General features: G+C 38.4%; 24 protein-coding genes and 8 pseudogenes. 12 read left to right on the forward strand and 20 right to left on the reverse strand.

What is annotated here, in order from left to right; translation table 11 throughout:
• Positions 1-8 precede the first annotated feature (8 nt).
• The 6 genes and pseudogenes from KUH03_RS15225 (at position 9) to KUH03_RS15250 (ending at position 4,608) form a co-directional block, all read left to right on the forward strand.
• Positions 9-781: pseudogene (locus KUH03_RS15225) on the forward strand (succinate dehydrogenase/fumarate reductase iron-sulfur subunit).
• A 77-nt stretch (positions 782-858) separates the two neighbouring features.
• On the forward strand, positions 859-2,058 hold the full coding sequence (locus KUH03_RS15230; protein WP_257094529.1) for a hypothetical protein: 1,200 nt from the start codon (positions 859-861) through the stop codon (positions 2,056-2,058).
• Positions 2,059-2,147: 89 nt separating this feature from the next.
• Positions 2,148-3,053, forward strand: coding sequence for a hypothetical protein (locus KUH03_RS15235; protein WP_257094531.1), 906 nt, complete (start codon positions 2,148-2,150; stop codon positions 3,051-3,053).
• Complete coding sequence (locus tag KUH03_RS15240) at positions 3,050-3,616, forward strand: hypothetical protein (protein ID WP_257094532.1); 567 nt, start codon at positions 3,050-3,052, stop codon at positions 3,614-3,616. Before KUH03_RS15235 ends, KUH03_RS15240 begins: the two co-directional genes overlap by 4 nt.
• Before the next feature lie 184 nt (positions 3,617-3,800).
• Positions 3,801-4,259 (forward strand): histidine kinase dimerization/phospho-acceptor domain-containing protein, encoded by a 459-nt coding sequence (locus tag KUH03_RS15245; protein WP_257094533.1) that lies wholly within the window; start codon positions 3,801-3,803, stop codon positions 4,257-4,259.
• Positions 4,260-4,344: 85 nt separating this feature from the next.
• On the forward strand, positions 4,345-4,608 hold the full coding sequence (locus KUH03_RS15250) for an ATP-binding protein (protein WP_257094534.1): 264 nt from the start codon (positions 4,345-4,347) through the stop codon (positions 4,606-4,608).
• Positions 4,609-5,003: 395 nt separating this feature from the next.
• Here the strand turns inward: KUH03_RS15250 and KUH03_RS15255 are convergent, their stop codons facing one another.
• The 4 genes from KUH03_RS15255 to KUH03_RS15270 form a co-directional block, all read right to left on the reverse strand.
• Positions 5,004-5,459 carry a hypothetical protein gene (locus tag KUH03_RS15255; RefSeq protein WP_257094535.1) on the reverse strand — a complete coding sequence of 152 codons (456 nt, stop codon included), beginning with the start codon at positions 5,457-5,459 and terminating at the stop codon, positions 5,004-5,006.
• Between the two features lie 95 nt (positions 5,460-5,554).
• A complete protein-coding gene (locus KUH03_RS15260) occupies positions 5,555-5,950 on the reverse strand; it encodes a hypothetical protein (RefSeq protein ID WP_257094536.1) in 396 nt (131 codons plus the stop codon).
• 103 nt (positions 5,951-6,053) lie between these two features.
• Positions 6,054-7,226, reverse strand: a complete 1,173-nt coding sequence (gmd, locus tag KUH03_RS15265; RefSeq protein WP_257094537.1) for a GDP-mannose 4,6-dehydratase — start codon at positions 7,224-7,226, stop codon at positions 6,054-6,056.
• 177 nt (positions 7,227-7,403) lie between these two features.
• Positions 7,404-7,967, reverse strand: a complete 564-nt coding sequence (locus KUH03_RS15270) for a lipocalin family protein (RefSeq protein ID WP_257094539.1) — start codon at positions 7,965-7,967, stop codon at positions 7,404-7,406.
• A gap of 54 nt (positions 7,968-8,021) precedes the next feature.
• Here KUH03_RS15270 and KUH03_RS15275 point away from each other — a divergent pair, with 54 nt between their 5' ends.
• From KUH03_RS15275 to KUH03_RS15285, 3 genes and pseudogenes are all read left to right on the forward strand, one after another.
• Entirely contained in the window at positions 8,022-8,354 is a 333-nt protein-coding gene (locus KUH03_RS15275; RefSeq protein ID WP_120261712.1) for a hypothetical protein, read from the forward strand.
• 60 nt (positions 8,355-8,414) lie between these two features.
• Positions 8,415-9,356 (forward strand): lysylphosphatidylglycerol synthase transmembrane domain-containing protein, encoded by a 942-nt coding sequence (locus KUH03_RS15280; RefSeq protein ID WP_257094541.1) that lies wholly within the window; start codon positions 8,415-8,417, stop codon positions 9,354-9,356.
• 2 nt (positions 9,357-9,358) lie between these two features.
• A pseudogene (locus KUH03_RS15285) lies at positions 9,359-10,064 on the forward strand (SDR family NAD(P)-dependent oxidoreductase).
• Between the two features lie 294 nt (positions 10,065-10,358).
• On the opposite strand, the gene KUH03_RS15290 reads toward KUH03_RS15285, so the two are convergent.
• From KUH03_RS15290 to KUH03_RS15310, 5 genes are all read right to left on the reverse strand, one after another.
• Positions 10,359-11,225 (reverse strand): alpha/beta hydrolase, encoded by an 867-nt coding sequence (locus tag KUH03_RS15290; RefSeq protein WP_257094543.1) that lies wholly within the window; start codon positions 11,223-11,225, stop codon positions 10,359-10,361.
• Positions 11,226-11,274: 49 nt separating this feature from the next.
• Entirely contained in the window at positions 11,275-11,436 is a 162-nt protein-coding gene (locus tag KUH03_RS15295; RefSeq protein ID WP_257094545.1) for a hypothetical protein, read from the reverse strand.
• Positions 11,436-11,675 (reverse strand): hypothetical protein, encoded by a 240-nt coding sequence (locus tag KUH03_RS15300; protein WP_257094547.1) that lies wholly within the window; start codon positions 11,673-11,675, stop codon positions 11,436-11,438. Before KUH03_RS15300 ends, KUH03_RS15295 begins: the two co-directional genes overlap by 1 nt.
• A gap of 65 nt (positions 11,676-11,740) precedes the next feature.
• Positions 11,741-12,325: a YIP1 family protein gene (locus KUH03_RS15305; RefSeq protein WP_120261716.1), complete on the reverse strand. Its 585-nt coding sequence runs from the start codon at positions 12,323-12,325 to the stop codon at positions 11,741-11,743.
• Positions 12,315-12,590, reverse strand: coding sequence for a DUF2089 family protein (locus tag KUH03_RS15310; protein WP_346089256.1), 276 nt, complete (start codon positions 12,588-12,590; stop codon positions 12,315-12,317). Before KUH03_RS15310 ends, KUH03_RS15305 begins: the two co-directional genes overlap by 11 nt.
• A gap of 120 nt (positions 12,591-12,710) precedes the next feature.
• Between KUH03_RS15310 and KUH03_RS15315 the strand changes: the two genes are divergently transcribed.
• Positions 12,711-13,445: a lysophospholipid acyltransferase family protein gene (locus KUH03_RS15315; RefSeq protein WP_257094550.1), complete on the forward strand. Its 735-nt coding sequence runs from the start codon at positions 12,711-12,713 to the stop codon at positions 13,443-13,445.
• 7 nt (positions 13,446-13,452) lie between these two features.
• Here the strand turns inward: KUH03_RS15315 and KUH03_RS15320 are convergent.
• From KUH03_RS15320 to KUH03_RS15340, 4 genes and pseudogenes are all read right to left on the reverse strand, one after another.
• Positions 13,453-14,515: pseudogene (locus tag KUH03_RS15320) on the reverse strand (glycosyltransferase).
• A 62-nt stretch (positions 14,516-14,577) separates the two neighbouring features.
• Positions 14,578-14,889: a hypothetical protein gene (locus tag KUH03_RS15330; RefSeq protein ID WP_257094556.1), complete on the reverse strand. Its 312-nt coding sequence runs from the start codon at positions 14,887-14,889 to the stop codon at positions 14,578-14,580.
• Between the two features lie 8 nt (positions 14,890-14,897).
• Positions 14,898-15,203 (reverse strand): hypothetical protein, encoded by a 306-nt coding sequence (locus KUH03_RS15335; protein WP_257094558.1) that lies wholly within the window; start codon positions 15,201-15,203, stop codon positions 14,898-14,900.
• Complete coding sequence (locus KUH03_RS15340) at positions 15,191-15,499, reverse strand: hypothetical protein (RefSeq protein WP_257094559.1); 309 nt, start codon at positions 15,497-15,499, stop codon at positions 15,191-15,193. Before KUH03_RS15340 ends, KUH03_RS15335 begins: the two co-directional genes overlap by 13 nt.
• Before the next feature lie 135 nt (positions 15,500-15,634).
• Between KUH03_RS15340 and ruvC the strand changes: the two are divergent.
• Positions 15,635-16,200 (forward strand): annotated as a pseudogene (ruvC, locus tag KUH03_RS15345) (crossover junction endodeoxyribonuclease RuvC).
• On the opposite strand, the pseudogene KUH03_RS15355 reads toward ruvC, so the two are convergent.
• Positions 16,201-17,246: pseudogene (locus KUH03_RS15355) on the reverse strand (hypothetical protein).
• 351 nt (positions 17,247-17,597) lie between these two features.
• On the opposite strand from KUH03_RS15355, the gene KUH03_RS15360 reads away from it, so the two are divergent.
• A complete protein-coding gene (locus tag KUH03_RS15360; protein WP_046674894.1) occupies positions 17,598-18,071 on the forward strand; it encodes an Lrp/AsnC ligand binding domain-containing protein in 474 nt (157 codons plus the stop codon).
• Here the strand turns inward: KUH03_RS15360 and KUH03_RS15365 are convergent.
• The 6 genes and pseudogenes from KUH03_RS15365 to rplQ form a co-directional block, all read right to left on the reverse strand.
• The gene (locus KUH03_RS15365; protein ID WP_257094567.1) at positions 18,068-19,168 is read right to left on the reverse strand and encodes a M20 family metallo-hydrolase; all 1,101 of its coding nucleotides are present in this window, start codon (positions 19,166-19,168) and stop codon (positions 18,068-18,070) included. The two genes, KUH03_RS15360 and KUH03_RS15365, sit on opposite strands and share 4 nt — an antisense overlap.
• Positions 19,158-19,964, reverse strand: a complete 807-nt coding sequence (proC, locus tag KUH03_RS15370) for a pyrroline-5-carboxylate reductase (RefSeq protein WP_257094569.1) — start codon at positions 19,962-19,964, stop codon at positions 19,158-19,160. Before proC ends, KUH03_RS15365 begins: the two co-directional genes overlap by 11 nt.
• A gap of 26 nt (positions 19,965-19,990) precedes the next feature.
• Positions 19,991-20,786: pseudogene (gene argB / locus KUH03_RS15375) on the reverse strand (acetylglutamate kinase).
• A gap of 52 nt (positions 20,787-20,838) precedes the next feature.
• Positions 20,839-21,813, reverse strand: coding sequence for an acetylornithine carbamoyltransferase (locus KUH03_RS15380; protein ID WP_257094571.1), 975 nt, complete (start codon positions 21,811-21,813; stop codon positions 20,839-20,841).
• A gap of 199 nt (positions 21,814-22,012) precedes the next feature.
• A pseudogene (locus KUH03_RS15385) lies at positions 22,013-23,083 on the reverse strand (aspartate aminotransferase family protein).
• Positions 23,084-23,238: 155 nt separating this feature from the next.
• A pseudogene (rplQ, locus tag KUH03_RS15390) lies at positions 23,239-23,743 on the reverse strand (50S ribosomal protein L17).
• Between the last annotated feature and the right edge of the window lie 2 nt (positions 23,744-23,745).

The raw sequence follows: 23,745 nt of genomic DNA on the forward strand, positions 1-23,745 counted from the left end.
AAATTATCATGGCACAACATATGAATTTAACGCTGAAAGTTTGGCGTCAAAAAATGATAAAGATAAAGGTCAATTTGTAACTTATCAGGCAAACGACATCGCTGATGATATGTCTTTCCTAGAGATGCTTGATATTGTGAATGAGGAATTGACACGTAAAGGTGAAGACCCTGTATATTTCGATCACGACTGTCGTGAAGGTATCTGCGGGATGTGTTCATTAGTAATCAACGGTCGCCCTCATGGTCCTAAAGAAGGTACAACAACATGTCAATTGCACATGCGTAGCTTCCACGATGGACAAACGATCGTAATCGAGCCTTGGAGAGCTGCTGCATTCCCAGTATTGAAAGACCTTGCTGTTGATCGTACTGCTTTTGACCGCATTCAACAAGCTGGTGGATATGTGAATATCAATACAGGTGGTGTCCCTGATGCCAATGTCATTCCTATTCCGAAACGTATCGCTGACGAAGCTTTCGAATCTGCTACTTGTATCGGTTGTGGTGCTTGTGTTGCAGCTTGTAAAAATGCTTCTGCAATGTTATTCGTATCCGCTAAAGTATCTCAATTTGCATTATTACCGCAAGGTCAAACTGAGCGTTACGAACGTGCACAAGCAATGGTAGATCAAATGGATGCTGAAGGATTCGGTAACTGTACCAATACTGGTGCTTGTGAAGCTGAATGTCCAGTAGGTATTAAATTAACTAATATCGCGCGTTTAAACCGCGAGTACTTGACTGCGAAAATTTTCAAACAGGAAGAACCGCACGCTTAAGCATTTTAGAATAAAATAATATAAAAGTCCTTGTCCTGAGAAAGCAAGGACTTTTTTTATATTTACAATAATGTAAATTGACGCACGTGAATTCTGGTATAAAAATTCGTTTACTTCTACTGATCTTAACACTATGCTTTATAGGAACAGCTATCACCATCAAAGAATCTGTTACAAATAAGGAAATACTCGACATTGATACCAAATCTCTCAATGATTATGTCGCCAAACAGGAGAAAAAAGTAGATCGTCTTTTTAAGGATTCCTTGCTTCTCAAAACATTTAAGAATTATGATCAATATCCTATTGCTGTCTATCAAGCTTTTGAAAGGTATAAAAATGATGAAAAGGTCTATTTATTCTTATTTAAGGATCATGAACCAAAAATGTGGAGTACACATTTATTTGTCCCCATCACAGATCAGGGCTTTTTGGAAAAGTCAAATTTTGTACAGGACGATAATCGTTCCTATGTCGTTCGTAAGAAAACAATCGGAAATATAAGCATACTTGCGTATATACTTGTTAAGCCTTATACCAATAACAATAATCCATATTTAAACTCTTCTTTACGACGAAATTTCTTCGATACGCGGAACATTGATATTGCGTCCTATACAGATACAGTAGCAATCAAAAACATCTATAGTAACGAGGGATCCTACCTCTTTTCGGTGAAGCTCAAAGAAGGAGACCACGAAAATATCTATACCATCCTGCAGTTCTTTTGCTGGTTGCTGGCTTGGATTGCACTGTTGATATTCTTCAATAGTCTCTGTCTACACATGGCCAAGACCAAAAGAGCCTGGTGGGCAATAGCACTACTCGCGGCTGTATTTATCCTTGTTAAATTTGCGGATCTAAAATGGAATCTACTCTCCGAAAATGCTACATTCGCCATATTTGATTCACGCAACTATGCCTACAATAGCTTCTTCCCTAATATCTGGTCCGTTTTATCAACCACAATATTGATTCTCTGGCTCATACTATTTATCTATTCTATCCGAAAAGAACTCAATTTCGATAAAATAAAAAACATTCGGTTCTTCAAACTCCCTATCGCGATTGCGTTTGTATTGAGTATTTATTTATCCTTTGCATTTTTATATGATATCGCCGGGACATTAATCACCCATTCAAATAATATCTATTTTGACTTCACCAAACTTGTTGATCTGCATTTCCTGAGCTGGGTAGACCTTGGCATTGTAGGCATGGGGATTCTAGCATTAAATATCTACATAGATCTGGTGTTGTTCATTCTTAAAAATTAGAACTAAAGCCCACTCAACTATTAAATATTCAATTAGCCAGTGTCATCTTTGTCATTCTCATTATTTCGATCTACATTGAGAAGAACAGTTTGGTCAATCTGCTTTTGGCACTAATTATTCTGATCAAATCCTTTGGTGAGAAATATTTCGACAGGCATATATTGACCAACTATATCGCCGTTTTGATCCTCTGGGCGATCATAAGTACAATTACGCATGCACGCTTCTACCAAGAGCGGGATCTTATCGATATGAAGATCTTGTTGAACAATCTGCAGTCAGAAGATGACTTAAACGCTGTTTCATTGTTTTCGGATATCGAGAGTGGCATCTCTAATGACAAGGAATTAAAACATCTCTTTAACATCAGTCTCCCCAATACCAATACAGAGGGAATCAATGACTTCATTAAGAAAAAATACTTTAGCGGATACCTTTCGAAATATGAATTTAAGGCGTATTACTATGATCAAAATAATATTCCATTAAACCCGAACAGTCAAAACAGAATTAATGAATATCGGGAGAAAGTAATCAACAAGTCAATAAAGGTTACTCAAAATTTCTACCGTGCCAGTGCTGAACTCGGAACTCATGAATACTTTTCGATCATTCCGGTGACGATCGATCAAAACAGGATCGTTAATGTGATCATCAATCTATCCAATAAGGATTTCAGCTACACAGTACCCTATCCTGAGATATTAACAGATATGCGAATCAATAATTCGCAATATTACAATAAAGGAGAGTATTCGATTGCCCTATATAAAGGCGGTTCACTGGTTACACAATTTGGAAAATATACCTATGAAAATAACCTTCGGGGATTAAAGGGGCACCCGGGCAATACATTGAAGTATTGGACCGGGACTCATACCTGCATATGGCTTATGTTGCCAATACCTTTTCGACCTATATCATTAGCAAGCAGAAGCCTTCTTTCTGGGACTATGTCGCCACAACTTCTTTCCTATTTTTGGTATTTTTCATGATTTTCATGATTTTCCATTATGCAGCGTCGTTTTATATCTTTCTCAAGAATACAAAACTCACGTTCCGTAACCTAAAATATCAGTTCTATAAGATCATAAACAAAATACAGTATTCCACACGTATCCAGACCTCGATTATTTCTTCGGTTATATTAGCCATTCTGATATCAGCCGTCATTTCATATATCAGCATCAATAAACAGCTCTACAATAACAACAGGAATAGTAAAGAGCGTTTCATCATCGAACTGGGCAAACGGCTGGAAAATATGTTAACCTCTACCGAGGAAATCCCTAATGAAGACCAGCTTACCAATATTTTAAAGACTTTATCCGAGACGATATCGAAGGACTTCAATTTGTATTCAAAATCTGGCAAATTATTATATAGCTCCCAGCGTAGAATTTATGATCTGGAGCTGTTCTCCACTTTTATTAATCCCGCAGCACTCAAAAATCTCTCCCTGCTTAAAAAATCAGAAACAATAGAGGATGAGCGTATCGGAACATTCCAGTTTGAGACGAGTTATGCAACAATAAGGGACAGGATTATAGCACGTTAGCCTATATCGGCATTCCGAATTTTTCCCTCCAAAAGGAAGAGAATATTAATAAAAACTTACTATTAAACACCATTGTCAATATTTATTCTCTAATTATCATTGGTTTCGGCTTTTATGCGACTTTTGTAGCCAATAGTGTGACCAATCCGCTTAGTATAATCAGTAAAAAATATCTCAATTACGATTGGGACAACCCAATGAACCTTTATTCTGGCAGCGAAATGACGAAATAGGGACCTTGATCAAAGAGTACAACCTCATGATCATAAAGCTGGAAGACTATGCCAATAAAATAAAGGATACTGAGCGTGAATCGACCTGGCGGGAAATGGCACAACAGATTGCCCATGAGATCAAAAATCCGTTAACACCGATGAAATTAGGTATACAGCAGCTTAGAAGATCATATAAAGATGATGATCCTAAATTTCCTGATCGTTTCAATAAATTTTCAACTTCATTTATTGAACAAATAGATGCCTTAACACAAATTGCCTCAGAGTTTTCCCACTTTGCAAAATTTCCAACGACTGTGATGGAAAATATCAATATTGTGGAGAAAATAACGAAGTCGATATCGGTATACAATAATACGCCAAATGTCAGTATCCGATTAATAAACAATGCTGATCAAAAACATTGATTGTTAAAGCAGATGGAAACGAGTTATTACGGACCTTCAATAATTTGATAAAAAACGCCATTGAAGGGGGTATGGACGAAAAAACATGAAGATAGAGATCTCTATCGAACGATACTCTGACAAGTTCGTCAAAATAGATGTCAAGGATAATGGCTATGGTATCCCTGCAGCAATGAAAGATAAAATATTCCAGATCAACTTCACAACGAAAAGTTCCGGAAATGGCCTAGGTTTGGTGCTCGTGAAGAAAACAATCGAAGCAAGTAATGGACAGATATATTTTGAGACGATGGAAGGGGAAGGCACGACATTCCATATTTTACTTCCGTTACAACAAATTGAATCTTAATGATGGCGGCTGTTAGGAGTTTCACCGCATAGATGAAACTTGGCTCACAAAGGGCTCTATCTATTTATTAAGAATATCGCCCTTATTGGACAGATAAAAGCATCAACAGTTCCATTAAATCCTTTGTTAAGTAACTTTACGGCCTATACCGAATTGGTTCTGATGCGCATTTAAATACTAAATTCAGAAAGGGTATCATCGAACAGACGAAAGACATCAGCAGTTCCGATTGGCCTTCCTACAGTAAAGGAAGAATAAAGACAGGACAGACACTAAACGTACTGTAAAAAGTAAAAGTGAACCTATTCAGGACGAATATTTAAAGACCCTCTCGGAGGGTATTACATGTAATAACTAAAGCAAAAGGGGCAGCTCAACTCTGAACTGCCCCTTCTCTATTCTTTACGTAATATCTTGCTAACGCAATACAACGGTTGATCTACCCATGATCGCATTGTCCTCATAAAGCAATATCGTATATGCTCCTTGGTAAAACCATCTTCGGCAGCCCAATACACGATATAATCCTCACCCTTATTCGTAAACAAAATATTATGTTTAAAGGTATACTGTAATTTTTCACCGTGTACAAAGAAGATATTATCGCCTTGGACGACAAGATTTCCCTGAGGATCGATTATTCTTATAAAAATGTCACGTTCTCCGCTTTTAGCAAGCGAGTTATCAGCGATAGTAAAATTGATTTTCAATTTATCCACCCGCTTGGCGCGTTCTTCGACAGATTCCTTCCCGTTTCTTTTGACCTCAAGCCCGTTGATACTGATACTTGAAACCTTCAAAGCAGCTGCCGTTGTCACCTTCTCTTTCAATTCAGAATTAGTGGTTGTCAAAGAAGTAATTTGCTTATTTTTCTCAACTACCGATTCATTTAAATTAGAATTCTGCTTTGATAAAATTTGATTTTCTTGAATCAATCGTTGAACATCTATGCGATAGTTATCAACTTGTTTTTTAACAAGTTAATTTTACGTTGAGCGTCGTCAATATCCTTAGGAGTAATACTCTTATTTTCAAGCTTTTTGCGAAGTTCTGCAATCTCAGTTCTAGAGTCATCTTTTTGTACAGTCATTTCAGGAGTCAATTGAACATTTTCGACATCAATCTTATCCAATTCGGCTTCTATCCGATCGATTTGTACCTGAAGGTTTTCTTTCTCCACTGTTAAGGCATAGACTTTCTCACCGTTCGTCTTAAACTTAACATAAAAATATATATTCGTTGCTAGTAATGCCGCTATCGCAATGATGAAGAAATAAACTTTAGAAGAATCTTTCTTCTTTTCGTCTTCCTTCTTACTCGAAACAACCTCTGAATTCATCATAATACATGCACTGTCATTTTCATCATATGAATTTATTGATTCATACCATTTAAATGTTTAAACAAAAATTATTCCAGTTTTATTTTTCCTCTATTATTTATGATTATTCAAAATAGTTCAAGGTCTCAAAACCGCCTTGTTTCAGATATTCTTCCTTTCTCATCAAGTGAAGATCTGATTGTACCATATCTGTTACCAACATTTGGAGATCATATTTAGGAATCCAACCCAGTTTGGTATTTGCTTTTGTTGGATCTCCAATAAGTAAGTCAACCTCCGTTGGACGGTAATAAGCTGGATCTACCTTAACGACAGTTTGTCCAAACTTAATAAGCGATTTATCAATATTTAATTCGGCCAAACGCTCCTCGTCGACATCTATTATAACACCTTTTTCCTGTTCGCCTTTTCCACTAAATTCTATTTCTATCCCCAATTCGGCAAAGGCCAAACGAACAAAGTCTCTAACAGTTGTCGTGACCCCAGTTGCGATTACAAAATCCTCAGGTTTTTCCTGTTGGAGGATCAGCCACATCGCTTCAACATAATCTTTTGCGTGTCCCCAATCGCGTTGAGCGGAAAGATTGCCAAGGTACAGTTTGTCTTGCAAACCTAACGCAATTTTCGCCACAGCCCGGGTTATTTTACGGGTCACAAATGTTTCACCCCGGACAGGGCTTTCGTGGTTGAACAAAATTCCATTACAAGCATACATCTTGTAAGCTTCCCGATAGTTAACTGTAATCCAGTAACCATACATTTTGGCAACAGCATACGGACTTCTTGGATAAAAAGGAGTCGTCTCACTCTGTGGCACCGCTTGCACAAGACCATATAATTCTGAGGTCGATGCCTGATAAATGCGCGTCTTTTCAATCATCCCGAGTAATCTGACGGCTTCCAATATACGAAGCGTGCCGATACCGTCAGCATTGGCTGTATACTCTGGTGTATCAAAGCTAACTTTAACATGGGATTGAGCTGCAAGATTATAAATTTCATCCGGCTGAGTCTCTTGAATGACACGGATCAAATTGGTTGAATCTGTCAAATCACCGAAATGCAAGGTGAAATTTCTATTGTCAAGATGAGGATCTTGATAAAGGTGATCAATACGATCGGTATTGAACAGAGAACTACGGCGTTTTAGACCATGAACCCTATAACCTTTTTTCAATAGGAATTCTGCTAAATAGGCACCATCTTGACCTGTGATACCTGTTATAAGTGCAGTTTTCGTGTTTTGTTCAGCCATATTTCTAGTTATATTAAGCATGTCCTAAGCTAACCCTTGGGGATCATGCTATTTTTATCCGATCAATCTGTTTTTAAAGGTGATGAAGCGAATTGAATAAATCAAAATCGTTTCGGACTGTAAAAGTATTAAATTTTCAACAAAAAAAAGCCATAGGAATTCCTATAGCTTTTCGTTATTCTTTTTTCTCGTTTGACCTTAGTTTACGCGGGAAAAATTAAACACTAAATATGCTTCACCATTGGCAACTGTCAACGGCATTTTCATGACTAATTTATTACCATCAGAATAAGACAAATCCAAACGGTAACCTGTCGTTACGTTTTTGGCTTTGTCTCCTGCATAGATCTTCTTAAACTGGAATTGTGGTTCGCCTAAACCTTTTCCTGGGTTATAGATTGTCCAAAAAATCTCGCGGGATGCACCTGGAGCACATAAAGTACCTTGAGCATTAAACGTGATTGATCCCTTTCCATTACCAATAAAATTCCAGTTACTACCGACAAAACACTCCGCCGGAGCTTCTTCAAAGACACTTTTAATAGTGAAAGTCGAAGGCAAATTTTCTCTATCGATTGAATTCAGTGTCCAAGTTCCTTTCACCGCAGATCTCCATTCTGAGGCGCTAGGTCCCGAAGCTGCACTTGTATTGGAAGAACCATTACCAGGATTTCCAGATGATGTACCTTGCTTTTGTGCACCACAAGAGAACAAGGTCACCGTAGCAAAAACAGTTGCTAATGATAAAACGAATCGATTCATATGTATAAATTTTAATTTCAAATTGTATTTTTGGGGTAAATTAATCCACAGATCATGAACGTAACAGCCAAAAATCATACCATAAGCAAAATAATAGCAAAAACTCTTTTGCGGTTATTTATTATCCTCTTGGCATTCGCCGCCTATCCACTGTTTTTAGGACAGGAAGCCAAAGCAAAATTAAGCCAAATAAGCCTCGCTTTCACAAATAAGGTTGCTTTCATTGCTCCTATTTTATTATTTTGCTTTATCGTCGGATTAATGATTGCTGTGCTTAAGCACAAATATAATAGAATTGACCTAAATTGGCTATTTTCTCTTGCGACTATATTCGGTATTTTATATCTGATATTATTGTATTCAAGAATTTACCCAACTATTGCCTAAGTTCAATTGCACAATTCGACAAAGTTCCTAACTTTGAATTTTCCAAAATCGCTATTATAATTGATCAAGATTGGAAAAATAAACTTCTATGGACAAAAAAAAGGTTTAAAGATCCTAAAAAACATACTAAAGATTGTCGTTACTGTAGGAGCCTTGTATTGGGTTTTCAGCAAAGTTTCACTCAAAGATCTCAAAGAAGCTGTAATTAATTCAAACCCCATCTATTTATTTCTAGCCTTATTAGCTTATAGTATATCGATTTTTATATCCTCTTCACGCTTATTGACCTTTTTAAGGGCTATCGGCTTAGATGTGTCTGAAAAATATAATTTAAAGCTCTATCAATTGGGACTATTCTATAACCTGATTCTACCCGGTGGAGTGGGTGGAGATGGCTACAAGATCTTCTTTCTCCGGAAAAGGTTCAGTATTAAGGGCAGAAAATTATTTACAGCATTATTCCTAGATAGACTAAGTGGCTTATGGGCCCTATGTTTAATTATTGCGGCTTTAATTACCTATATGCCACAACTGGGCATACCAAATTACTTGACGATCATATTATTTATATTGGGTAGTATCCTCTATTATTTTATTGTCACAAAATTTTTCAAAGAGTACAAGGCTACCTTCTTAAAGGCACATTTAAAAGCAATTGGTGTACAGTCTATGCAAGTAATCGCTGCAATTTTGATTCTTTACGCCCTAGGATTTAATGGAAAGTTTTCACCTTACTTATTCCTATTTCTAGCATCTTCATTAGTATCTATTATTCCTTTTTCAGTAGGCGGATTGGGTATGCGTGAACTTGTTATCATGTGGGGAGCAGGTATATTTCACGTAGATTCACACAATGCTGTATTGATCACATTGTTATTTTATATTATCTCAGCGATGGTCGCTCTTTCAGGAATTTATTTTATATTCAATCCCAAAGCAATTGGAGAGGATAAACTCCCTTCTGTCGAGGAAGTTGAGCAAAGTCAAAAATTAGAAGAATAAACATGGCGAATATTATTATCACAGGAGCAAGTAGCGGTGTTGGGTTTGAAGCAGTACTTGATTTGACCTCAAAAAGGACAACAAAGTTATCGCATTGGCCCGATCAGCAGACAAATTGAGAAAACTCCATGAAATCGCAAGTCAGCTCAATCATGATGGAGGAACACTCTTCCCCGCTCAATTTGATATCGTCTATGACGACTACGCAACATTGGTCCCTTTTATTCAATCGAAATTCGAGACTGTTGATATCCTGATCAACAATGCTGGAGCATTAGTGAATAAACCTTTTATGGAAACCACTGGACAGGATTTTGCAGAAATGCTCCAAACAAATGTGATGGGACATGTTAATATGATCCAGCATATCGTTCCATTCATGCATGAAGGTTCACATATTGTCAATATCAGTAGTATGGGTGGATTTCAAGGCTCGATGAAGTTCCTGGTCTATCTGCCTACTCTACCAGTAAAGGTGCATTGGCAATTTTAACGGAATGTCTAGCTGAAGAATTTAAAGAAAAAGGAATCAAAGTCAACTGCTTGGCCCTGGGGTCATCGCAAACTGAAATGTTTGAAGCCGCTTTTCCGGGTATGGAAGCAGGTACACTAGCTTTTGAAATGGGTAGGTATATTGCAGAGTTTGCGCAGAATGGACACAAATACTTTAATGGCAAAATCCTACCTGTTGCCAATACGACACCATAACAAATAGCGACCAGATAGCAGCCTAACGATTAGCATCAACATATTCATGTATGTAAGGGCTGTATCAAAAGTCGATTTTGCAAATGGCTCCAAATAAAATTTCGACACTTCATTAAATCAAATAAAAAATGACCAAGTTCCTAATGAATTTTGGTCATTTTTTTAGGTCTTATTTTTAAAGCTATCTCCAAGATTTAACGCTGATTTGCAATCAAGGTTTTTAATTTTGAGACAGTCCCAGCTATTCCAAGTTGTGCAAAAGCACATGTCATAACGACGGGCATCAAGATTCGATTACTTTGTTTTCAATTTAAGCCACTTGGTCAAATCATCCATCAATTGCTCATTGAAACTCTCCGGATTTTCAAAATATTCCTCAATTTTTCCTGTTTGCGCATTTTGAAACAGATGGTTCAAATTTGGATAGTCTTTAATTGTGACATCTGTCGTATTCAAGTGCAAGCGTTGAAGTGCATAGATATTTTCATTTGCAGGAACCTGAATATCTTTACCTCCAAAAGAAGCGAAAACAGGTACTTTCACTTGTTTCAGATAATAGGCAGGATCAATACGCAGGAATGTTTTGAACCATGGGATCAACATCGGGCTCAGCTTAACTTTCATATCAGATGTTAATGCAATTCCATTGTTTTGACGGATAAGTTCTTTTTCCAATGATTCTGCTAAAACCTTCGGCGGCTCGTCCCTTAGCAGAATGTCATATAGCTTTCTGTTATTGAGCTTATTTGCCTCCAATGCAGGCTCAGATAGTCCAGCCACTTTTCCCAACGCATAGCTCTGCAAGATCAATAAGGAATCACCTTTGAGGACAGGTCCAGACAACAAAGCAATATAATTGACCTTATCGTTTTCAGCGGCAACTATTTCCGCTATCAAAGCCCCTTCACTATGACCAATGATACCAATTTTACCGGTTTTGACCATCTGCTGCCTACTTAGAAAATCCACTGCCGCATTTGCATCTGATGCAAAATCAATCGTTGTTGCCAAGTTAACCTCACCCTTCGAACCGCCAATACCGCGATCATCATAACGTAAAACAGCAAAGCCATTTTTGCTGAGGTGATCCGCTAATACCTTAAATGGCCTATGGCCGAACACTTCCGAATCTCTATTTTGCTGCCCACTCCCATTGACCAAAATGACAGCTGGAAAAGATCCCCACCCTTTGGATAAGTCAGGGTACCGGCTAGAGAAGCATTGCCTTTTGCATTTTGAAATGAAACGTCCTGTTCAATATAATCGTACGGGGAAAGACATCTTGCTTGCGTGAAAGCCCACTTTGCTCAATCTCACTACGCACCAATATCATCGCAGACTCAAAATTCCCCTGTTTCATAACACCCTTCATCACATCTTTATCCCGATCCAGATAGCCCGTATACGATAACCAATTGCTTTGACATCCATTGAGATCGAATCCTCATGTGTTTTTATTGTATTAATTGGAAACTTCAATGAGGTCTGCATTGGACTTTCAAAGGTTCCTACCCAATTCGCATTACTATCCTTCTTTAGTTGAACACCAAAAGCAATTTCTGTCCGGACACATTCACCTCCCCTTCCACGAGCCGTCAAAGGTTTGCGCATCAGCGCATGAAAAATGTAAAAAGATCAAAAATAAGTAGAGAATTTTCTTCATAGTTTTCTGTCCGTTAAAAATAAAACTGTATACCCAAATCAAGCATAAAATATAATGCCACAAACAAAATGCTTATCCAAACCTTTTTATTGTTAACAGCAATGTTCATTCCCTTTACCAATAAATAGAACTGATAAAACAAGAGAAATAACACAAAGATCCCAAATAAACCAAATAGTGCCATCTGCCCCTTATCAATGCTCGACAAGGTATGGTCACCATTTTTTAACGCTTGATCTATCTCACTGGTAAATTTGTCCTGATTGATTAACTTACTCAAGAGCAACATTAGATAAAGTGGAAATGGCGCAATCAAGATAACATTCAACACGTCAATAATTCTTGTCTTATTATTGGCTATAACACCCACGATATATAGCAGAATTAAAGGAGCCAAAACCATATAGGCATGAACTTTTAACACCGCAATAAAAGAGACGGTCACCTCAGGCTTATAGAAGTGCATAAAGCCATTGAACTGCTGACCTGATAAATAAATAAGGTAACTGGATAATAAAAAACCGATGATCCCCACGAGAAACAATGTCCGCTCTGAAAAATCCGCAAACGGATTTAAAAATAACTGCTTAATTTTCATTGGCGAGCGAATTTAATTTATGAATCAGATCATCCAAAATATTACGAACCGTTGGGTAAGATTTACCCATCTGGTTGGCCATTTCTTTTAAACTACCTGAATACTTTAAGAAATTGAGAACAAAATCCTGCTCTTCGACTGTCAACTGCATCAGTAAGGGTAAAGTAAACTTACCGACAACTTCGGTGTCGCAGGAATCGCAGACCAGCTTGGAGACTTTCAATTTTGCATCACAACATGGACAATTTACAGGTATCTTTTTCATTTAACAATAACCATTGATATTATTAAAGTTAATATTAATAATATTAAAATCAAACACAATATTATCAATATTTTTCAAAATCATTGCTTAATGATATATTTGTAAACAATAAAAAAGCATATGAAAAAGTTTTTAGGCTATATTCTATCTATTATATTTTGGTTCTGTTTTGGCTTATCCTTGATTATATTCCACCCCATCCAATGGCTGTGCTTGAAATTCGGTGGCTATAATGCACACAAAAAAAGTGTTGACATCTTAAATGCATGCCTCGTTGCATCTTACTATACATTATTCAATAGGGTCACTTTTATCGACAACAAATCCATCCCATTAGGACAACCCATTATATTTGTTGCCAATCATCAAAGCACCTTTGATATTCCACCGCTCATCTATTTTCTGCGGAGATTTCATGGAAAATTTATCTCAAAAATTGAACTGGCCAGTGGTATACCGAGTATTTCGTTCAATCTAAAACATGGTGGCGCAGCCAATATCGATCGTAATGACCCCAAACAATCGATAGCTGAGATTCTGAAACTTGCCAACAATATGAAAACAAAGAATTGGTCGGCCTTTATCTTTCCAGAAGGGACACGATCAAAAACAGGTAAGATGAAAGCCTTTCACGTCGGTGGTATTGCAACATTATTAAAGAAAAACCCAAATGCATTGGTCGTCCCTATTGCAATCAAAGGATCATATGAGATGGTACAATATGGTATGTATCCGTTGACTCCTTTTCTGCATATGACATGGGAAGTACTTGATCCACTAGATACAAAGGATAAAGACATTGAAGAAATCGTAAAACTAGCCGAAGAGACTATTAAGCAGAAAGTTGAAAAATAAAGTAGAATTATTTGACTTGTCTACCCTTCCAATCATACTTTCCAATATTCCCCAATATTCCAATATAAGCTAAATACAGAATATGGGCCAGACTCAATATAGGAAGATACCAGAGCAGATTAGTCCGTTTTGCAAAATTGGTTAAAGGCTGGATAAACAACAGTTCGACTATCATTTTAAGTAGTAATGCGAAGAGGATAACCCAAGCAAGTGTTTTAATACCTGCAACTGCAAGAATGGCTCCGACCAATAATAACACATTAAACAGCCAAATAGCGATCCCTAAAGCAATAACTCCCTTATTTTTATACTTGGTACTCTTAGATGCCCAACGTCTTCTTTGGCTGATAAATGACCTAAGATCGGGCTTGGCATCTGTATACACGGTCGCCTCCTCCGATTTACAGAAAGAAATTCGTTCAGGGTGCTTCTCCGCCACTTTATGCAAAAATAACTCATCATCCCCAGATGCCAGCTCGTCAATTCCTTTAAACCCACCCATTTGCTTGAATATATCTTTTCGATAGGCCAAATTAGCACCATTACAGGTCGTAGGCTTTCTATTACCTATACCTGCAGCACCAAGACCTATGAGATACAAGAATTCCAAGGTCTGCAATCGCTCAAAAAAGCTCTTTTCCTCCGAATATACAACTGGAGAAGACAATAAATAAGCATCCTCCTTTTCAAAGGTTCCGATCACAGTCGCAAGCCAATTTGCTCCCATCCTACAGTCTGCATCTGTAGTAATGACAATCTCCCCTACAGCAGTCAATTGCTCTTGAAATCGCAAGCTTCTTATAGGAATTCATTCGGCCATTCTCATTTAACTGAATCAATTTCACACCCCGTTCCGCATATTCCTTTACAATAGCGGAGGTATTGTCATCCGAATGATCATCAATAATAATAAGTTCAAGAAGTTCACCCGGAAAATTTTGATTCAATATTGATTCTATCGTTCGCCGGATATTCAATTCTTCATTCCGTGCAGCGATAATAACTGATACAGTCTTGGTAGAAGGTAAGAGACCTGTAGGCGCTTGAATCGTGGCCCAACCTTTACGCATCCATAATACTAGAATGGCGTACACGCAGGCAAAACTGATCAATAAATAGCTAAGAATTTGTATCACCGAAAAATTAATCTTAAAAAAAAAATAGAACCAAATATCGCGGGGAGAATCAAATTGACAAACCAGATACACGATACAATAGCCATCACCGCAATTTCTTGTGTTGTAATATAGCTATAAAGATTACTTGCCACAAAACTACGTACACTAAAATCGAAAATATCCAATGTCGGCAAAGCTGCCTGAACAAAAAAGAGGATAAAGATCATCAAAACCATGGAGACAAGTGGCAGCTCTGGTAAGGTTAGCTTCATCAAAATAATATACTGCGAAGTAAAAATAATAAACCTTGCTAGTGAGTTTACCAAAACAATGCTCAGTTCACGTGCGGAATAATGCTCCAGTACCTCAAAAAAGGTTTTATTTTCGCCAAAAACTTAATTCGCCCCACAAGCATATCCACCCATCTCACATTAAAATACAAAATGACAAATCCAGCAGCGTAAATAATGGCCAGCAACCAGACACCAAATTGAACGGATAAAGGTGTGGACAAAAACTTACAGATAAACCAAGCTATGCTCAGCGAACCTGCAACACTTGTCAATACCAGTTGAGCAAATAATCCTACGCCCATCGCAACAGCACCTTTAGCCCTATTCTGCGGCTTCAGGAACAACACCCTTCCGCCATATTCACCAATCCTATTCGGGGTAAAAATCGCCCACGTAAGTCCACAAAAACGGATTGAAATGCCTTCCAAAAGGATATATGCTCCAGCTTGGATGCAAGATAGCGCCATTTAACAACCTCCAGAAGCCAGTTTACAAGCATTAAAACAACAATCAGGATCAATGTCCAGACAACAGAATGCTGCTCTAGTCCTGTGATTAGCGTCTTAAACTTATCGATATTGCTCTTATCAGATACCTTGGTAATAATGTACCATGTTGCAAGTGCAAACACAAGTATCTTCAATAAAAGACTGATATATTTTTTTGTCTCCCAGTCAACTTTTGATAATTAGAGAGCAATGTTACTAAATTTTAGCCAAATGATTAAGTTTTGTGTACAGCAATCCACTTATAAAAAGCAAAATTTGTAATATTGTACATGCAGAAGGAAAAGGCGAAAGAAAGAATTATTTTAGGGATCGACCCGGGACAGTCGTACTCGGATACGGAATTATTAAAGAAGTTGGCAATACCATCTCCCTTATTTCAATGGGCGTCATCAAAATGGGGCATCTCGACGACCATGCGCTAAAATTGCAACGCATCTTCAAAAAAACCTCTGCATTAATGCAAGAATATAATCCAGACTGTGTTGCACTGGAGTCACCCTTCTATGGCAAAAACATTCAAGTGATGCTCAAACTAGGACGGGCACAGGGTGTTGCTATGGCAGCAGCGCTGGCACAGGATATTCCGATCTTTGAATATTCACCCAGAAAAATAAAACAATCCGTTACGGGAAATGGTAATGCCACGAAAGAACAGGTTTCTGCCATGCTCAAAAATCTCTTAAAATTCGAAGAGACACCTCAATTTCTAGATGCAACAGATGGGCTGGCAATTGCTGTTTGTCATTCATTTCAAAAAAATAGTACCTCAGGCAGTGGCAAATCTTATTCGGGTTGGTCTTCTTTTATCAAAGACAACAAAGACCGAATCAAATAGCTACATCTGTACCTGTCGAATTACATTCTTCACATTTAATTCGACAATATCAGTCATGGTCTTGCACTTCAAATAAGAATTATTTTGGTAAAACTCTGCGTAGCCTTCGCGCAGTTGTTTAATGTTTTCGGGCGTCGAAAGAATTTGTGTCTGCGAAGCGTCCCGAAGATCAGCGATTCTGTGGCGTTCACTTCGTACCCGATGTACAATCGAGGACCGCTCCTCCTGTTGGTATTGCAACACCGTTTTTTCAGTTAGATGTTCCATCGCAAGCTTGACATATGGATAGTTCTCTTTAAAAAATTGCGGCATATAGACCTTGGGATTTCCCTCATAAAATTGCTGATCAAAATCAATTGCTCTGATCCGAAACTGAAAGTCATCAAAATCAGGTGTAATCTGCATGACAAAATTATAGGCACGCATATCCCCAGCAGCGTGATAATACAACGTTCATTAAACTTGACAAATTCCTTCGAAATACGTGTCAAATTGTAATCCGGTGTAAACATCCTGGTCTGCGAAAATATATCACCCGGGATACCAACGATATGTTCTTCAACCAGTGTATCCTGATCCACCATATAGTTGACCTGATTTGGAGATAATATTTCCTCCAGTTCTAAACCATAAATCCGTGATGCATCCGCCTGTTTGATATAAAAATAATCATAAACGTCATTCAATCGGTTTACAATACGAATCCGAAATGGTCTTGTATTACCAAAACCACAGTACTCCACACGGTCGATATATTTGTGCTGTACAATGCGTGTGTTGCCAGAAGCTTTAAGCTTTGCATAGATGACCTTTAGCCCATCATATAATTGATCAATCAGATATTGAGGATAAAGTGGTGTTTCCCAGAACGTATCATTACCAAATTTATCCATGACCGGTACGGTCTCTGTAAAATTCAATAGATCCTTATAACCAATGGGCAGCTTTTCATCCCTTTGATATAGCTTAAGATATTTATGAAGCCCTTCCCCTACCTCAAAGATCGGCTTCTTCCTCGAAATCTTCACATCTTGAACTTCTTCCATCTTTATTTTAGTCTTGAGATATTAGATATGCGTACGGAGACTTTGGTTTAACACACCTGCAGCTTACTTGTCTTTTGTTTTTGATCTTTATCCTACATCTTTATCGTCTTCCTGACTTTAATAACAAGATAACGAAACAATCCGATAACCTTACAATAAAATCACCTCCAAAACAATTATAAGCACTTTCAATCAAAAACATATAACATTATCAATATCAATAAGTATTTTTTATTAAATTTACATCTATAAACCGAAAATTCTTAGTAATTTTGAAATAAATTTAATTATTTTAGCTATTGGTCAGATTTTGATGTATGACCAATGAATGAAACACAAAACCCATTGTTAATGGAAAATCAATATGCAAACTATGATCTAGACAATTTGGATATCCAAATCCTGTCTATTCTAATGAACGATGCTTCTATTCCTTATACTGAGATAGCGAAAAAGCTAATCGTATCAGGTGGTACCATCCACGTTAGAATGAAGAAGATGGAAGAATTAGGTATCATCAGAGGTTCAAATCTAATTATCAATCCTCAAAAAGTTGGATTTGACATCACTGCCTTTCTCGGTATCTATCTAGAAAAAGGTTCACAATATGCAGATGCGGTAGATAAATTGAAGGAAATCAAAGAAGTGGTTGAGCTACATTATTGTACCGGCCAATACAGTATTTTTGCAAAAATTATCTGTAGGGACACTGTCCACCTCAGAAAAGTATTGAACGAAGATATCCAATCAGTACCTGGGATCCAACGTACGGAAACGATCATCTCCCTTGAAGAAAGTATTAAGCGTCAGATCAGCTTAGTCTAGTATAAAAAAAGCTTCCAACAGTTGGAAGCTTTTTTATACGATCTTTGTAGCATCGCTATATACAAATCAATTCCTTCCCTAATTTCATCAATATAGATAAATTCATCCGCCATATGCGATCTCGCACTATCACCTGGCCCCAGCTTTAAAGAAGGTACCGGAATAAGCGCTTGATCACTCATCGTCGGCGAGCCATATAGCTTACGGCCAAGCGTTATTCCTGCTCGAACAATAGGATGTTCTTCCGGAATAGAAGAAGATTTCAAACGCGTAGAACGAGCCGAAACTTCCGAAGAGACATGGGACTTGATTATCGCTAAGGTTTCTTCATTGGTATAAGCATCAGTTGTTCTTACATCGACGACAAAACTACAGTTGGCCGGCACTACATTGTGCTGCGATCCAGCTTGAATCATCGTCACTGACATTTTGATCGGGCCCAAGGTTGCTGATGTTTTTTCAAAAGCATAGTCCTTAAACCATTGAATATCTTTAATTGCTTTATAAATCGCATTATCACCTTCGTTACGGGCGGCATGCCCCGCTATTCCTATTGCATTACAGTCCAATACCATCAGCCCTTTTTCGGCTACGGCAAGATCCATCAGTGTTGGCTCACCAACGATTGCAAAATCAATCGTTCCAATATCTTCCAGCACAGACTCAATACCATTTCGACCTGAGATTTCCTCTTCAGCACTCGCTACCAGACAAAAATTATATTTTAAATCCTTCTCTTCGTAAAAATACAAGAAGGTGGCAATCAGTGACACCAAACACCCGCCTGCATCATTACTACCCAAGCCATAAAGCTTTCCCTCCTCTACCGTAGGAACCAATGGATCACGGGTATAACCAGGGTTAGCCTTTACTGTGTCATGGTGCGAATTAAGCAGGACCGTTGGCTTATTTGACTCGTAATGCGCATTATATACCCAAACGTTGTTTCCCTTCCTGAAGGTCTTAATATACCGTTCATTGAAAAAGGCTTCAATCAGATCCGCTGTCAACATTTCCTCTCGACTTAGGGAAGATACAGCGATCAACTGTTTCAATAAAGCTAGACTATCCTGAAATAAGCTATCTTTATCCTTCATGATATAATCCTCCTGCTTTATCCGCAGACAATTTTATTCCCTTGATAAATGCAGAACTAAAACCATTATGTTCCATCTCATTCAATCCCGCAATAGTACATCCTTTCGGCGAAGTAACTTTATCAATCTCACCTTCTGGATGAGCATTCGTATGCAACAATAGATCCGCAGCACCTTTAGCTGTTTGAACGGCCATTTTCAAGGCATCATGTGCATGGAAACCTATCTCAACCCCACCTTGTGATGCAGCTCGGATAGCACGCAGGAAAAAGGCGATTCCACAGGCACACAAGGCAGTTGCCGAAGTCATTAGATCTTCATTGATAACGACAACTGATCCAACGGTCTCAAACATCTTCTCCACCTCAGCAAGACTAACATCCGAAGCATTATCACTCGCAATACAAGTCATCGACTGAGCAATCGCGATTGCCGTATTCGGCATAGCGCGTATTACAGTTGCATCCTCACCCAACACCGCTTTCAGGTCAGCACATGAAACACCAGATACAATGGATACAAAAATCTGGTTTTTCTTATCTATTTCGGGAGCAACTTCAACCAATACCTTTTTTAACTGCTGTGGTAGTATGGCGAAGACAACAATATCAGCGCCTTTAACAGCGGCTTTATTATCATTACTTACCGAGAATCCTTGGCTTGCCTCTTCAGCCAAAGCATTCAGATTTCTGCGGGTCAATGTAATATCAGCAGCGCCGGCAAATTCGCTTTTTACAAGCCCTTTTGCCAAGGATAGACCGATATTGCCACTTCCGATAATAGTGACCTTTTTCATAGTTGGGTTTAGATTAGATTACATGATTACTTTAATGTCAAGCAGGTACCAAATTGTCCTTGTTGGAACAAGTGCAAATTATTGGCATGACCAATATATACCTCCTGAACACCTTTATTTATTGCATTAAATGCATTTTGTAGTTTCGGAATCATACCATCATTGACAATTCCCGATTCTTTGAGATATTCAAATTCTTCGGATTTAATCGTTGGTATAACCGAGTTTTCATCTGTCACATCGCGTAACACACCATTTTTCTCGAAACAATAGACCAATGACGTTTCATATAAAGACGCCAGGAGACCGCTAACGAAGAGGCAATAGTATCAGCATTGGTGTTAAGCAGCTGTCCTAAACCATTATGAGTGATGGCAGAGAATACAGGAATAAAACCTGCTTCCAGGAATTTTTTTATCGCTAGTGTATTCACAGAATCATGCAATAAATCCCCTACAAAACCATAGTCAATATCCTTGACAGGACGTTTTATAGCCTTTATCACATCGCCATCAGCACCAGTTAAACCTACAGCGTCACATTTTAATTTTTGTAATTTGGCAACGATGGTTTTATTTGTTAATCCAGCATATACCATCGTGACTATACGTAGCATATCCTCGTCCGTCACTCTACGGCTTCAACCATTTGAGCTTGTACACCAAGCTCGCTTGCCAAACGTGTTGCAATTTTACCACCGCCATGCACTAGGATCTTCTTCCCAGACAATGCAGAAAATTTCTCTAAAAAAGAATCTAACAGACGCTCATCATCGATAATATTTCCGCCAATTTTTATAATATTTAATACACTATTAGCCATTACGCAACTTTTCCCAAATAAAAATAGTTTCTCAATAATCAAAAGATCGGTCTTAGACTAGATCTTCCAGCATTCGTTTTAAAACAACCTGAGCTGCCCAGACACGATTACTTGCCTCTTTAATAACCAACGAGTTCGGTCCATCCAAAATCTCAGATGACAACTCCAGATCCCGTCTGACAGGCAAACAATGCATGACCTTCGCATCATTTGTCAAAGACAGTTTTTCATTATCCATCATCCAATCCTCGTCTACCGTATATACCTCGCCATATTCCTGATAGGATGACCAGTTTTTCACATAAACAAAATCAGCGTCTTTCAGGCTTTCATTTAAATTCGTTGAAATCGTAGCTCCCTTTGTAAAATCCTTGCTCAGTTCATAACCCATAGGTTGTGCAATCGTAAACTCTACAAGCCCTTCTTCCTGTGCCTTACACATCCACTCTGCAAAGGAATTCGGCACAGCTTGTGGCAAAGCTTTCACATGCGGAGCCCAAGCCAATACAACCTTTGGTTTCGCCGTCTTCTTATGCTCGGTAATGGTAATGATATCCGTCAAACTCTGTAATGGATGACGTGTGGCACTTTCCAAAGAAACAACAGGGACACCACAATATTTAATAAATTTATTGAATAGATCCTCGCTGTAGTCCTCCTCTCGGTCCTTTAGCTTCGGAAAAGATCGCAATCCAAGTATATCGCAATATTCGCCCATGACCGCTGCCGCCTCGCGGATATGCTCAACAGTACTGCCGTTCATCACGACACCATCCTGTGTCTCCAATGCCCAACCATCCTTGTCCATATTCATGACCATCACATTCATCCCCAAGTTCATCGCCGCTTTTTGGGTACTCAGACGAGTACGCAAGCTGGGGTTTAAAAACACAAGACCCAAGGTCTTATGTTTACCAAGATCTTGATTATCATAAGGTGCCGCTTTTAGCGCTAACGCCTCCTGGACAACATCTGCTACACTGGATACGTCTTTTACAGAGAAAACTTTTTCATCTATATAAATCATTTATGGGGTATTTTCTATGGCACAACACACTGTGCTACCCACTTGTTTATTTATGCGGATGGAACACTCCAGATTGATCGTCCCTGATATCAGGAGGCCAGTCTGGATTATTTCATCTATTATCTTTAAGCGACTACAACCGCCTTTATATGTTCTTTTAATGCCAATAAAAACTGATCAGCATGCTCTTTTGTAATATTCAATGCTGGAAGCAAGCGAATAACATTCGGTTTAGCCTCCCCGTAAAAATACGATTCTTTAATAAAAGATCTTTCTTTACATGTGCCAAAGATGCTGGAAGTTCAATGCCGATCATTAATCCTCTTCCCCTCACTTCTACAATCTCTTCAATTTTCTTTAGTTCGTCAATGAGATACTGTCCTACAGCATTCGCATTCTCCATCAAACGATCCTGTTGGATGACCTCCAAAACAGCCAAAGCCGCGGCACAGGCCAGATGATTGCCGCCAAAGGTTGTCCCCAAACTACCATGGGAAGCTTTAAACTTAGGAGAGATACTGATTGCACCAATAGGAAAACCATTCCCCATTCCTTTTGCCATCGTGTATATATCCGCATCTACTCCAGAATAATCCTGTGCATAGAAAGAGCCTGTCCGACCATAGCCACATTGTACCTCATCAGCAATAAATACGGCATTATATTGGTCACAAAGTGAGCGGATCAATTGAAGAAAGGCAACGGATGCTTCCTAATTCCACCAACACCTTGAATACTTTCGATAACAACAGAAGATATTTCCTCACCATAAGCTGAAAATGCTTCCTTTAGTGCATCCTCATCATTGAAAGGAAGAAAAACAACGTTCTCTGTTTCGTTAATAGGCGCAACAATACTCGGGTTGTCCGTAGCAGCTACAGCCAACGACGTTCTACCGTGGAAAGATTTCGAGAATGCAATCACCTTTTTTTCTTTTATTATAAAAGGAAGCAAGCTTCAATGCATTTTCATTCGCTTCAGCGCCAGAATTACAAAGGAATAAGTCATAATCAACCTTACCAGATACTTCGCCAAGCAATCGTGCAAGTTCACGCTGAATTGGAATTTCAACAGAATTAGAATAGAATCCGATACGATTCAACTGCTCCGTAATACGTTGCACATAGTGGGGATGCGTGTGTCCGATCGATATCACGGCATGGCCACCATACAAGTCCAAATAAGCATTTCCTTCGGCATCCCACACCGTAGATCCATTAGCTTTAACTATGTTAATGGGATTAATGGGATAAACATCAAATGGTTTCATCTTAATGAATTATAGATTGATAAACGAAATAGCTTGTATTAGAAAAAGCTATCAGATTTTAGCATTACAAATATATCAGTTATAACGGTAGGAATGGTCATAAAATAAAAAAGTCCCCTTAAAAGAGGACTTTTTCTATGATAACGGGAACAATATTATTCTCCGTCAACTTTTTCTTCACCTTCTACTTCAGCTTTTACTTCCGCAGGAGCTTCAGTTTCAGCAGGAGCAGCAGCTTTTTAGCACCGCCACGACGACGAGTAGCTTTTTCTCAGCTGCAGCAGCTTTTTTACCGTAGATTTCGTTGTAATCAACTAGCTCGATGAAAGCCATTTCTGCGTTATCACCTAAACGGTTTTCCATTTTGATGATACGAGTGTAGCCACCTGGACGGTTAGCTACTTTTTCAGAAATTTCGCGGAACAAGATAGAAACTGCGTCTTTATCTTTCAAATAAGCGAATACTGTACGACGAGAGTGTGTTGTGTCGTTTTTAGATTTAGTAATCAAAGGCTCAACGTAAGTACGCAACGCTTTAGCTTTAGCCAAAGTTGTAGTGATACGTTTGTGTAGGATTAATGATGTTGCCATGTTAGCCAACATTGCTTTTCTATGGCTATCCGTACGGCCTAAGTGATTTACTTTTTTTCCGTGTCTCATTT

The sequence above is a fragment of the Sphingobacterium sp. E70 genome (assembly GCF_019285695.1).
In the GTDB taxonomy this organism is placed as follows: Bacteria; Bacteroidota; Bacteroidia; order Sphingobacteriales; family Sphingobacteriaceae; genus Sphingobacterium; species Sphingobacterium detergens.

What these genes read in the sequence shown, in the direction of transcription:
- KUH03_RS15240 (WP_257094532.1), top strand. Translation starts at nt 3,050, where the DNA reads ATGATTTTCATGATTTTCCATTATGCAGCGTCGTTTTATATCTTTCTC.
- KUH03_RS15250 (WP_257094534.1), top strand. Translation starts at nt 4,345, where the DNA reads ATGAAGATAGAGATCTCTATCGAACGATACTCTGACAAGTTCGTCAAA.
- KUH03_RS15260 (WP_257094536.1), bottom strand. Translation starts at nt 5,950, where the DNA reads ATGATGAATTCAGAGGTTGTTTCGAGTAAGAAGGAAGACGAAAAGAAG.
- gmd (WP_257094537.1), bottom strand. Translation starts at nt 7,226, where the DNA reads ATGCTTAATATAACTAGAAATATGGCTGAACAAAACACGAAAACTGCA.
- KUH03_RS15270 (WP_257094539.1), bottom strand. Translation starts at nt 7,967, where the DNA reads ATGAATCGATTCGTTTTATCATTAGCAACTGTTTTTGCTACGGTGACC.
- KUH03_RS15275 (WP_120261712.1), top strand. Translation starts at nt 8,022, where the DNA reads ATGAACGTAACAGCCAAAAATCATACCATAAGCAAAATAATAGCAAAA.
- KUH03_RS15295 (WP_257094545.1), bottom strand. Translation starts at nt 11,436, where the DNA reads ATGAAGGGTGTTATGAAACAGGGGAATTTTGAGTCTGCGATGATATTG.
- KUH03_RS15300 (WP_257094547.1), bottom strand. Translation starts at nt 11,675, where the DNA reads ATGCGCAAACCTTTGACGGCTCGTGGAAGGGGAGGTGAATGTGTCCGG.
- KUH03_RS15305 (WP_120261716.1), bottom strand. Translation starts at nt 12,325, where the DNA reads ATGAAAATTAAGCAGTTATTTTTAAATCCGTTTGCGGATTTTTCAGAG.
- KUH03_RS15310 (WP_346089256.1), bottom strand. Translation starts at nt 12,590, where the DNA reads ATGAAAAAGATACCTGTAAATTGTCCATGTTGTGATGCAAAATTGAAA.
- KUH03_RS15315 (WP_257094550.1), top strand. Translation starts at nt 12,711, where the DNA reads ATGAAAAAGTTTTTAGGCTATATTCTATCTATTATATTTTGGTTCTGT.
- KUH03_RS15360 (WP_046674894.1), top strand. Translation starts at nt 17,598, where the DNA reads ATGGAAAATCAATATGCAAACTATGATCTAGACAATTTGGATATCCAA.
- KUH03_RS15365 (WP_257094567.1), bottom strand. Translation starts at nt 19,168, where the DNA reads ATGAAGGATAAAGATAGCTTATTTCAGGATAGTCTAGCTTTATTGAAA.
- proC (WP_257094569.1), bottom strand. Translation starts at nt 19,964, where the DNA reads ATGAAAAAGGTCACTATTATCGGAAGTGGCAATATCGGTCTATCCTTG.
- KUH03_RS15380 (WP_257094571.1), bottom strand. Translation starts at nt 21,813, where the DNA reads ATGATTTATATAGATGAAAAAGTTTTCTCTGTAAAAGACGTATCCAGT.